Raw genomic sequence first — 11,125 nt, 5'->3', positions numbered from 1 at the left:
TCAGAGCCGTAGGGCATTGGAACCCCCGACCGAGGGTGGTGAAATGACCGGAGGATCTAGCCGTTGGAGCTAGATTACGCTAAGAACTACATGAGTGTTATCTAGTTTTGAGAGAATATAAAAAAACTTGTTGACTTTTTAAATCAATTAAGTATAATAGTATTTGTCTCAAATGAATATTGTCTGGTAATGATGGCAGAGAGGTCACACCCGTTCCCATACCGAACACGGAAGTTAAGCTCTCTAGCGCCGATGGTAGTTGGGACCTTGTCCCTGTGAGAGTAGGACGTTGCCAGGCTATATTATTCCGCAGTAGCTCAGTGGTAGAGCTATCGGCTGTTAACCGATCGGTCGTAGGTTCGAGTCCTACCTGCGGAGCCATTATGCTTCCATAGCTCAGCTGGTAGAGCACTTCCATGGTAAGGAAGAGGTCACCGGTTCAAGCCCGGTTGGAAGCTTGGGAACAGTATTGAAAATTTTTGGCCCGTTGGTCAAGTGGTTAAGACACCGCCCTTTCACGGCGGTAACACGGGTTCGAATCCCGTACGGGTCACCACTTTTGGAGGATTAGCTCAGCTGGGAGAGCACCTGCCTTACAAGCAGGGGGTCGGCGGTTCGATCCCGTCATCCTCCACCATAATATGTCGGAGGGGTAGCGAAGTGGCTAAACGCGGCGGACTGTAAATCCGCTCCTTCGGGTTCGGCAGTTCGAATCTGCCCCCCTCCACCATTTAAAAAATAACCTAATTGAGGTTTATTTTTTTGATAAGAAAAGTATACTAGTAAATATTAATGGGCTATAGCCAAGCGGTAAGGCAACGGACTTTGACTCCGTCATGCGCTGGTTCGAATCCAGCTAGCCCAGCCATTTACGAGCCATTAGCTCAGTTGGTAGAGCATCTGACTTTTAATCAGAGGGTCGAAGGTTCGAGTCCTTCATGGCTCACCATTTTTGCGGAAGTAGTTCAGTGGTAGAATACAACCTTGCCAAGGTTGGGGTCGCGGGTTCGAATCCCGTCTTCCGCTTTATTACTTCGGGGCCTTAGCTCAGCTGGGAGAGCGCCTGCCTTGCACGCAGGAGGTCAGCGGTTCGATCCCGCTAGGCTCCATAAAAAAAGCTTACATCAATTTGATGTAAGCTTTTTTTTATTATAAGACAGTTTGTCAATCTAAGTGCGACAGTTCCTCTTGAAACGCTTCGTGGGCAGTTTTCCACCCTAAACATTTTCTTGGTCTTTGATTAATAAGAAGTAATGCATGATTTAATAATTCTTGTGAAACAGAGCTTAAATCCGTTCTTTTTGGATAAAACTCTCGTAGTAGTCCGTTTGCGTTTTCGTTACTTCCGCGTTGCCACGAAGAGTAGGGGTCGGCAAAGAACACTGCTATTTCTAAGTCTTTTTCCACTCTCTGATAACACGAAAATTCTTTTCCTCTATCAACCGTGGCTGTTTGAAATGCAGTGGATGGATACATGGTAGCTATCTGTTTTATAGCGAATTCCATTGATTCCGCTGTTCGGTCCGGGATTACAATGGCTTGATAATATCGTGTTTTACGTTCTACAAATGTCGCGAAACATCCTTTGCTTTTCCCACGACTTGAAACAATCGTATCTAATTCCCAATGTCCAAATATTTCTCTCTTTTTCACTTCGGAGGGTCGCTTTTGAATAGACGTTCCTATATTGAAACGTCCACGTGTTTCCTTTGGTTTTTTGCGTTTTCCTTTCTGTCTCAATCAAGAAAGATCCTTTGTGAATAATTTTCCTTGGTACAACCAGTTATAGATCGTTTTGAAAGAGAGAATTCCCTGTAGACAGCCATGCTGAATTTGTTCAGGTGACCAAGTAAGCTCTAATTTCTCTTGAATTTTTTTCGCGAGTTCTACAGACCATTTTCCAATTGGCTTACAAGAACTTCTTCGTTCGACATATGCTTCTTGTGCTTTTTCACTGCGGTACGTACCATCTTCTTGTACGTTTCTTTTTAATTCTCGTGCAATAGGGGAGTGATGCCGCTTCAGAATGGCACCAATTTCTCTCGTTGAATGACCTAATTTATGAAGTGCTTCTAGTTGTCCACGTTCAAACGTGGTAAAATGGGAATAGCTCATACTCGTCCTCCGTGTAAGTAAGTGGTGTGGTAACTTCTACTTTACACGAAGCGAGGTGAGTTTTTTTGTTTTGTAGGTGTCGCACTTAATAATACAATTCGTCATAATTTAAAAGAAAATACAATCTAATATTTTGCTATAGGTGATGGGGAAAGTGGGGGAAAGGAAATGAAAATTGTTATTGCTTCTGATTCGTATAAAGAGAGTTTACAAGCAAGTGAAGTATGTACAGCAATTCAAGAAGGGTTCAGTGCAATTTTTCCAAAAGCGGAGTATGTAAGAATGCCGATTGGAGATGGTGGTGAAGGAACGGTTCAATCGCTCGTGGATGCGACGGGAGGGGATATCGTTTCTACTTCTGTCACAGGACCTCTTGGAGAGGATGTAGAAGCGTTCTATGGTATCTCTAAAGATAAAAGAGTAGCGTTTATTGAAATGGCGGCAGCATCGGGATTACATCACATTCCACTTGAGAAGCGAAATCCACTTATTACAACTACAAAGGGAACTGGAGAACTCATATTACATACTTTAGATCAAGGGGCAAAGCATATTATATTAGGACTTGGAGGAAGCGGAACGAATGATGGAGGAGCTGGTATGTTATCTGCCTTAGGGGTTCAGTTTTTTAATGCGTCTAATGAGAGAATAGAACCTGTTGGTGGGAACTTACATTGTATTGAAAGTTTTCAACTTTCCAAGTTAGATTCACGCTTAGCGCATATCACGTTAGAAGCTGCCTGTGATGTTGATAATCCATTAGTAGGAGAAAAAGGAGCCTCTTTTGTATTTGCAAAACAAAAAGGAGCTACCATGGAGGTCATGAGGACGCTTGAAGAAAATTTACAACATTATTCTTACATATTAAAAAAACAACTGCATATTGATGTAGCAGAAATTCCAGGGGCTGGGGCCGCTGGCGGAATGGGTGCAGCAGTTGTTGTACTAAAAGGAAGACTTCGTAAAGGGATTGAAATTGTTTTAGATGCAATACGCTTTCATGAGCAGCTAATAGATGCGGATCTTGTTATAACTGGTGAAGGGAGAATTGATGCACAAACAGCTTATGGTAAGGCTCCTGTTGGAGTTGCCAAGCGTGCTAAACAGCATCATATACCAGTTATAGCAATTGGCGGTTCTGTTCTTGCTAATCATGTCTCGGTTCATAAAGAAGGAATTGATGCTGTTTTTAGTATAGCAGCAAAGCCAATGTCTTTAGAAGAAGCATATCAATCAGCTAAGGAAAATATTCAAATAACGGCGAGAAATATTGCGGCAGTATGGAAATTAGCATCGGAAAAACATCTCTAAGTATAGGGATGTTTTTTTATATTTATATGGGGAAAAGGCGATGATGCTTAGTCTACTTTATACAGAAATATATATAGAAATATTAATTTCAAAGGAAATAAGTGTGAATAAGGTGTATATCCATACAAAAAAATGTAGAGTTGAGTCAGACTATATAAAAGATTTAAAATATTTAATGAAGGCATAAAAGGGGGATACTATCGATGAAGAAAGAAATTTCAATTATTGGAGTTCCAATGGATTTAGGACAACTGCGTCGCGGAGTTGATATGGGGGCAAGTGCCATTCGTTATGCAGGAGTAATTGAAAGAATTGAGCACATTGGATATGACGTGAAAGATATTGGGGATATACATATTGATAGAGAGAAAGAAGTAGATGGAAATACAAAATTAAGAAACCTTACACAAGTTGTAAAAGTTTGTTATGAATTAGCAAGTAAAGTTGATCATATTATAGAAGAAGGTCGTTTTCCGCTTGTACTAGGTGGCGATCATAGTATAGCGATTGGGACACTTGCAGGAGTAGCAAAACATTATAAAAATTTAGGTGTGATTTGGTATGATGCACACGGTGATTTAAATACAGAAGAAACTTCACCGTCTGGAAATATTCATGGCATGTCGCTTGCTGCAAGTTTAGGATATGGACATCCTTCACTCGTCAATTTATATGAAGCGTATCCAAAGGTCAAAAAGGAAAACATCGTAATTATCGGTGCACGCGCGTTAGATGAAGGAGAAAAGGAATTTATCCGTAATGAAGGAATTAAGGTATTTACAATGCACGAAATTGATCGCATGGGTATGACGGCTGTTATGGAAGAAACGATTTCTTATTTATCACATACAGATGGCGTTCACTTATCTTTAGATTTAGATGGCTTGGATCCACATGATGCACCGGGGGTTGGTACACCTGTAATTGGTGGTCTATCCTATCGTGAAAGTCATTTAGCAATGGAAATGTTAGCTGAAGCTGACATTATTACGTCCGCTGAATTTGTGGAAGTAAATCCAATTTTAGATGAGAGAAATAAAACTGCAACAACGGCTGTTGCATTAATGGGTTCTTTGTTCGGTGAAAAACTGAAATAAATGTAAGAAAAGCGGCTGAAATGCTGCTTTTTTTATTTTAAAATAGGAGTATAATAATGAGTTATATTGTACGTTGTATTATAAAAAGTTCGACATCTTACCAATTTAAACCAAAGGAGGGATGGTGTTTGTAATTGTCGCTTCTTTCATGTATGGTATAATTAACTAGTTGTTGGAAATACATACAGATAGAGCATAAATTTAATATGTTAATATATGAATGAAATTGCTCATAAGTAGGAGGAAGGGTTAGCATGCCTTTTGGAGATATGCCTTTTTTACAATATCTCAGTACGATATTAGATATCGCCGTTGTGTGGTTTGTTATATATAAGCTAATTCTTGTAATTCGTGGTACAAAAGCTGTTCAACTTTTGAAGGGGATTACAGTTATAGTTGTTGTTCGTATATTAAGTTTTTTCCTTGATTTACATACGTTATATTGGTTGACAGATCAAGTAATAACGTGGGGATTTTTAGCAGTTATTATCATCTTCCAACCGGAAATCCGAAGAGCGCTTGAACAATTAGGCCGAGGTAGTCTATTCTCTCGCACAATTAGTCATGAGGAAGATGAAGCTGAAATTGTTGCTACAGCAGTATCGAAAGCAACCGAATATATGGGAAAACGAAGAATTGGTGCATTGATTACATTATCTAAGGAAACTGGAATGGGAGATTATATAGAAACAGGAATTCCTTTGAACGCAAATGTTTCATCAGAATTGCTCATCAATATTTTTATCCCAAATACACCTCTTCATGATGGAGCGGTTATTATGCAAGGAAGCACGATTAAAGCAGCAGCGTGTTATCTTCCATTATCAGAAAGTCCTTTTATTTCTAAAGAACTAGGAACGCGTCATCGAGCTGCAATGGGCGTAAGTGAAGTGACAGATAGTATTACCGTTGTTGTATCAGAAGAAACAGGTCAAATTTCTTTAACGAAAAATGGAGAATTACATCGTGATTTAAAGGTAGAGCAGTTGAAAGAAATGCTTTTGGCAGAGTTTAGTGGTGGTGATATGAAGACAACTTCTTCATCTTTATGGAACTGGAATTGGAGGAGAAAGCGTCATGGATAAGTTAATGGAGAACCATTGGTTTTTAAAAGGAATCTCATTACTATTGGCATTGATGCTTTTTATGTCAACAACCATAACAGAAAAAAATAATACTGCCAATATATCACCTTTTGCTGGTGATACAAAAGAAACGTTAACGGACTGTCCTATCAAAGTAGATTATGATACAGATAAATACATTGTTACCGGTATCCCGAGTCAAGTAAAGGTAAAATTAGAGGGACCTAAGGCCTCTGTTGCTGCTATAAAAGCCAAAAATAAGGTTGAGATTCCTGTAGATTTACGCGGTTACAAAAAGGGAACATATGAAGTTCCGCTTAAAGCGGTGAATATTCCGAGTAATGTAAAGGCAACTGTTCAACCATCTAAAATTAAAGTTGCCATTTATAATAAAGCGAAAAAGTATGTTTCTGTAGATATGAAGTTGTCCAATGAAAATCAAGTGCAGTCTGGTGCTAGCATTGACAAATCTGCTCTAAAACCGAAACCTGATACAGTTGAGGTAGTGGGAACGGAAGAGGAAATAGATAGCATTGCTTCTGCTAAAGCATATGTTGATGTAAAAGGTATTAACAAAACAGTCACAAAAGAAGCAGAAGTTATGATATATGATAAAAATGGAAAACGTTTATATTTAAAAACGAGCCCATCTAAGGTGAGTGTAACGGTTCCAGTTGTTGCACAAACGACAGAAAATTCTAGTGAAAAAACCGTGCCGCTAAACTATATAAAAAAAGGAAATGTGCCAGAAGGTTTAGCGGTTACGAATATTAGTCTTCAACCGAGCGAAGTGACAATTTCGGGTCCAAAAGACGTTTTGGATAATATAAAAACGGTAGAGGGGGTCGAAGTAGACTTGAGTAAAATAACAGAGTCTACAACATTCGATGCCTCTGTTTTATTACCAAAAGGTGTCACAAGCGCAAAGCCTAATCAAGTAAAGGTCTCTGTTCAGATACAGGCGCAGAAAGAACAAACAAAACATAAGACAATCGATGGTATTCCAATCCAAAAAAATGGTCTTTCAAATGATATGACTGTGCAAACACTTTCCCCGCAAAGCGGAAAGATAAGTGTTGATATTTCAGGAGAAGCCAGTATAGTAGACAAAATAACAGCGGCACAAATAACGGCTGTAATAAATCTACAAGGTTTGTCTTCAGGAACACATAATGTTTCAATTCAAGTTAGTGGTCCAAGTAATGTTTCAATACATGCAAAACAAACAAGTGCAAAGGTTACTCTTGTAAAGAAAGAACAACCAAATAAAGAAGTACAAGGTAACATAGAGCAACCGAATTCACAAAAAGAAAACGAAAGTGAAGCAGAAAAGCCAAAAGAGCAAGATAAGGAAACAGAACAAAGTAATGGGACAGGAAAAGAAAATACAACAGAGGAACCAAAAGAGCAAGATAAAGGAGAGAATAGTAATGGGTAAATATTTTGGAACAGATGGTGTACGCGGTGTTGCGAATAAGGAATTAACACCAGAACTAGCATTTAAAATTGGTCGCTTTGGTGGTTATGTATTAACAAAAGATACAGATCGTCCAAAAGTTATTATCGGTCGTGATACACGTGTATCTGGTCATATGTTAGAAGGAGCTTTAGTGGCAGGTTTACTATCAATTGGTGCGGAAGTTATGCGTCTTGGTGTGATTTCAACTCCTGGGGTTGCTTATTTAACAAAAGCGTTAGATGCACAAGCAGGCGTTATGATTTCAGCATCTCATAATCCAGTGCAAGATAACGGAATTAAATTCTTTGGTGCAGATGGATTTAAATTAACAGATGAGCAAGAAGCAGAAATTGAGGCATTATTAGACAAAGAGGTTGATGAATTACCACGTCCAGTCGGAACAAACCTAGGACAAGTGAACGATTATTTTGAAGGTGGACAAAAATATTTACAATACATTAAACAAACTGTAGAAGAAGATTTCTCTGGTCTACATATTGCTTTAGACTGTGCACACGGTGCGACATCTTCTTTAGCACCATATTTATTTGCAGACTTAGAAGCTGACATTTCAACGATGGGAACTTCACCAAATGGCATGAACATTAATGATGGTGTTGGATCTACGCATCCAGAAGGATTAGCAGAGTTAGTAAAAGAAAAAGGTGCAGATATCGGCCTTGCATTTGATGGAGATGGAGACCGCTTAATTGCAGTAGATGAAAAAGGAAACATCGTTGATGGAGATCAAATTATGTATATCTGTGCAAAATACATGAAAGAAACTGGTCAACTAAAACATAACACAGTTGTTTCGACTGTTATGAGTAACTTAGGGTTCTATAAAGCGGTAGAAGCAAACGGTATTACAAGCAATAAGACAGCAGTTGGTGATCGCTACGTAATGGAAGAAATGAAACGTGGTGGCTATAACCTTGGCGGTGAGCAATCAGGTCATATTATTATGCTTGATTACATTACAACTGGAGATGGCATGTTAAGTGCACTTCAGCTTGTTAACATTATGAAAGTGACGAAAAAGCCATTGTCTGAGCTTGCAGGTGAAATGAAAAAATTCCCACAACTATTAGTAAATGTTCGTGTAACAGATAAAAAACTAGCATTAGAAAATGAAAAAATTAAAGAGATTATTCGTGTAGTAGAAGAAGAAATGAATGGGGATGGCCGCGTTCTTGTTCGTCCTTCTGGAACAGAGCCACTTATTCGTGTAATGGCAGAAGCACCAACACAAGAGCTTTGCAATGAGTATGTACATCGCATTGTAGATGTTGTAAAAGCTGAAGTTGGAGCCGAATAATTTGCTGATTTTCTTGAAAAAGGAGCACGCTTTGTGCTCCTTTTTCATAATGTTTTATAGGCAATGAAAAAATTTCATTGACGGTTTATGTCGTTTGTTATAAGATGGTCTTGTTCTTTTTCTCAATGTAAATATAAGAGTGTTTAAAGCGCCAGAACTACAAAGTGTGTAGTTGACGAGGAGGAGTTTTATCGAGATTTCGGCGGATGACTCCCGGTTATTCATCATAACCGCAAGCTTTTATTTAAATCACTGAGGCGACTTGGTGGACAAAGATAAAAGTGTGATGAGAGAAAAGGGACGGATGAATACTAGCTGTATAAATGCTATACGGACTGGAAACCAATCGAGAGGAAGGTGAAAGCCGTTACAGATTTACAGAGCTAGCAATATGTAATCCGTTTTTTTTATGAAAAATAATGAGATCGGACGAGGTCGTTACATGTTCGCAAGGCAATGTAAGCATTTGTAACGGCGACTTAAACATGTGTGGAATTGTAGGATTTATTGGAGAGCAAGATGCAAAGGAAATTTTATTAAAAGGATTAGAGAAGCTAGAATACCGCGGATATGATTCAGCAGGTATTGCAGTACAGACAGAGAACGGTATTGTTGTATACAAAGAAAAAGGTCGTATTGCAAAACTTCGTGAAATCGTGGATGAAAATGTAGCAACAAGCGTGGGAATCGGTCATACACGTTGGGCAACACATGGTGTTCCAAGTAAAGTAAATGCGCATCCGCATCAAAGTACATCAAAACGCTTTACGCTAGTTCATAATGGTGTAATTGAAAACTATGAATTAGTGAAGAACGAATATTTACAAGATGTAACGTTTGTAAGTGAAACAGATACAGAGGTTATCGTTCAACTTATCGAACAACAAGTAAATACAGGTTTAAATGTAGAAGAGGCTTTCCGTAAAGCTTTATCTCTTTTACATGGTTCTTATGCAATTGGTTTACTTGATGCTGAAAATCCAAACATGATTTATGTTGCTAAAAACAAAAGCCCGCTATTAGTAGGTGTTGGCGACAACTTTAATGTTGTTGCGAGCGATGCAATGGCGATGTTACAAGTTACAGATCAATTTATCGAATTAATGGATAAAGAAGTGGTAATCGTAACAAAAGAAAGCATTACAATTAAAAACTTACAAGGTGAAACGATTGAACGTGCACCGTTTACAGCGGAATTAGATGCAAGTGATATTGAAAAAGGAACATATCCTCATTTCATGCTGAAAGAAATTGATGAGCAACCACTTGTAATCCGTAATATTATTCAAAAGTATCAAGATGAAAATGGCGAGATTGAATTAGATGAAGAGATTCGCAGTGCGATTTTAGCGAGCGATCGCGTTTATATCATTGCATGTGGCACAAGTTACCATGCAGGTCTTGTTGGAAAACAATTTATCGAGAAATTTGCAAAAGTACCTGTAGAAGTGCATGTCGCAAGTGAATTCTCTTATAATATGCCGCTATTAACAGAAAAACCTTTCTTCATTTACATTTCACAAAGTGGTGAAACAGCAGATAGCCGTGCCGTACTTGTGCAAACAAATGAAATGGGTCATAAAGCATTAACAATCACAAACGTACCAGGTTCAACACTTTCTCGTGAAGCTGATTACACGCTTCCTTTATATGCAGGACCTGAAATCGCAGTTGCTTCTACAAAAGCATATACAGCACAACTTGCCGTACTTGCAATCTTAGCAGCTGACATTGCAAAAGCAAAAGGTGAAGCTCTTGATTTTGACTTAACACACGAATTAGGACTTGTAGCAAATGCAATGGAAGTACTTTGTGATCAAAAAGAAGAAATGGACGCACTAGCAAAACAATTCCTAGCAACAACACGCAACTGTTTCTTTATCGGACGTAGCGTAGACTTCTACGTAGGTCTAGAAGGTGCGTTAAAGTTAAAAGAAATCTCTTACATCCAAGCGGAAGGATTTGCTGGAGGAGAGTTAAAGCATGGTACAATTGCGTTAATTGAAAAAGGTACACCAGTTATCGCACTTGCTACACAAGAGCACGTAAACCTAGGAATTCGTGGTAACGTAAAAGAAGTAGTAGCGCGCGGTGCAAACCCATGCATCATCTCTATGAAAGGCTTAGAAATGGAAGGCGACAGCTTCGTACTACCAGCTGTACACGAAGCACTAGCACCACTTGTAGCCGTAGTTCCATTACAACTAATCTCATACTACGCAGCACTTCACCGCGAGTGTGACGTTGATAAGCCACGTAACTTAGCTAAATCTGTTACTGTTGAGTAAGTTAGTGTTTGTTGTGGATTTGAAATTGTGAAGTGACAAGAAAGTTGTACCATTTACAACAAAGTTGTTCATACTACAAGAAAGTTGTACATTTAGAAATGAAGTGACTTGTTAGATTATAGGAGAAAAAGCATGACATAAAAATGTCATGCTTTTTGTGTTAAGAATGGTTAATTGATAATGAACTTCGTTCATTATACATAATATGTGTAGGTTTATTGTTAAATTTGATAAAACATATGTTAAATACAGCAGTCTTTTTATAATTCTAACCAAATAGTTTAGTGAAAAAAGAAACTAATTAAAAGAGTAACTTACTAAGGGAGATTGTGATTTTTTAGGGTGGATTTGAGTCAATATTTTGGACACAAAAAAGTTAAATCTAAGCTACCTTTTTAGCTAGATCTTCTATTGCTTGAGGAGTTTTATAACCAATGCTACTATGAATTCGT

At 38.4% G+C, this 11,125-nt stretch carries 6 protein-coding genes, 9 tRNA genes, 1 rRNA gene and 1 pseudogene; 16 read left to right on the top strand and 1 reads right to left on the bottom strand.

The annotated features are described in order from the left end of the window. Positions 1–182 precede the first annotated feature (182 nt). The 10 genes from rrf to MR063_RS21190 all read left to right on the top strand — a co-directional run bounded on the left by rrf (position 183) and on the right by MR063_RS21190 (position 1,109). Positions 183–298 (top strand): 5S ribosomal RNA (gene rrf / locus MR063_RS21235). Between the two features lie 8 nt (positions 299–306). Beyond that, positions 307–381, top strand: a tRNA-Asn gene (locus MR063_RS21230). Positions 382–385: 4 nt separating this feature from the next. Next, positions 386–458, top strand: a tRNA-Thr gene (locus tag MR063_RS21225). A gap of 23 nt (positions 459–481) precedes the next feature. Then, positions 482–556: transfer RNA gene (locus tag MR063_RS21220), tRNA-Glu, on the top strand. 5 nt (positions 557–561) lie between these two features. Next, positions 562–637, top strand: a tRNA-Val gene (locus tag MR063_RS21215). A 9-nt stretch (positions 638–646) separates the two neighbouring features. Continuing rightward, a tRNA-Tyr gene (locus MR063_RS21210) sits at positions 647–730 on the top strand. 63 nt (positions 731–793) lie between these two features. After that, positions 794–868, top strand: a tRNA-Gln gene (locus tag MR063_RS21205). 5 nt (positions 869–873) lie between these two features. Further along, a tRNA-Lys gene (locus tag MR063_RS21200) sits at positions 874–949 on the top strand. Positions 950–954: 5 nt separating this feature from the next. Further along, positions 955–1,026 (top strand) — tRNA-Gly (locus tag MR063_RS21195). A gap of 10 nt (positions 1,027–1,036) precedes the next feature. After that, positions 1,037–1,109 (top strand) — tRNA-Ala (locus tag MR063_RS21190). Between the two features lie 55 nt (positions 1,110–1,164). On the opposite strand, the pseudogene MR063_RS21185 reads toward MR063_RS21190, so the two are convergent. Next, a pseudogene (locus MR063_RS21185) lies at positions 1,165–2,115 on the bottom strand (IS30 family transposase). Positions 2,116–2,283: 168 nt separating this feature from the next. Here MR063_RS21185 and MR063_RS21180 point away from each other — a divergent pair. The 6 genes from MR063_RS21180 (at position 2,284) to glmS (ending at position 10,673) form a co-directional block, all read left to right on the top strand. Then, entirely contained in the window at positions 2,284–3,426 is a 1,143-nt protein-coding gene (locus tag MR063_RS21180; RefSeq protein WP_242201289.1) for a glycerate kinase, read from the top strand. A gap of 203 nt (positions 3,427–3,629) precedes the next feature. Further along, positions 3,630–4,523 carry an arginase gene (rocF, locus tag MR063_RS21175; protein ID WP_242201286.1) on the top strand — a complete coding sequence of 298 codons (894 nt, stop codon included), beginning with the start codon at positions 3,630–3,632 and terminating at the stop codon, positions 4,521–4,523. A gap of 254 nt (positions 4,524–4,777) precedes the next feature. Further along, on the top strand, positions 4,778–5,608 hold the full coding sequence (gene cdaA, locus MR063_RS21170; protein ID WP_011983283.1) for a diadenylate cyclase CdaA: 831 nt from the start codon (positions 4,778–4,780) through the stop codon (positions 5,606–5,608). Then, on the top strand, positions 5,601–7,046 hold the full coding sequence (locus MR063_RS21165; protein ID WP_242201283.1) for a CdaR family protein: 1,446 nt from the start codon (positions 5,601–5,603) through the stop codon (positions 7,044–7,046). The genes cdaA and MR063_RS21165 overlap by 8 nt, the downstream gene beginning before the upstream one ends. Beyond that, on the top strand, positions 7,039–8,385 hold the full coding sequence (gene glmM / locus MR063_RS21160; protein WP_242145418.1) for a phosphoglucosamine mutase: 1,347 nt from the start codon (positions 7,039–7,041) through the stop codon (positions 8,383–8,385). The genes MR063_RS21165 and glmM overlap by 8 nt, the downstream gene beginning before the upstream one ends. Before the next feature lie 485 nt (positions 8,386–8,870). Continuing rightward, positions 8,871–10,673, top strand: a complete 1,803-nt coding sequence (gene glmS, locus MR063_RS21155) for a glutamine--fructose-6-phosphate transaminase (isomerizing) (protein ID WP_242145429.1) — start codon at positions 8,871–8,873, stop codon at positions 10,671–10,673. The last annotated feature ends 452 nt before the right edge of the window (positions 10,674–11,125 follow it).

This window comes from Bacillus cereus group sp. BfR-BA-01492 (assembly GCF_022662815.1).
Classification (GTDB): Bacteria; Bacillota; Bacilli; order Bacillales; family Bacillaceae_G; genus Bacillus_A; species Bacillus_A cereus_BD.
The sequence above is the reverse complement of the archived record's forward strand: the minus strand, read 5'-3'. Positions and strand labels throughout refer to the sequence as shown.

What these genes read in the sequence shown, in the direction of transcription:
- MR063_RS21180 (WP_242201289.1), top strand. Translation starts at nt 2,284, where the DNA reads ATGAAAATTGTTATTGCTTCTGATTCGTATAAAGAGAGTTTACAAGCA.
- cdaA (WP_011983283.1), top strand. Translation starts at nt 4,778, where the DNA reads ATGCCTTTTGGAGATATGCCTTTTTTACAATATCTCAGTACGATATTA.
- MR063_RS21165 (WP_242201283.1), top strand. Translation starts at nt 5,601, where the DNA reads ATGGATAAGTTAATGGAGAACCATTGGTTTTTAAAAGGAATCTCATTA.
- glmS (WP_242145429.1), top strand. Translation starts at nt 8,871, where the DNA reads ATGTGTGGAATTGTAGGATTTATTGGAGAGCAAGATGCAAAGGAAATT.
- glmM (WP_242145418.1), top strand. Translation starts at nt 7,039, where the DNA reads ATGGGTAAATATTTTGGAACAGATGGTGTACGCGGTGTTGCGAATAAG.
- rocF (WP_242201286.1), top strand. Translation starts at nt 3,630, where the DNA reads ATGAAGAAAGAAATTTCAATTATTGGAGTTCCAATGGATTTAGGACAA.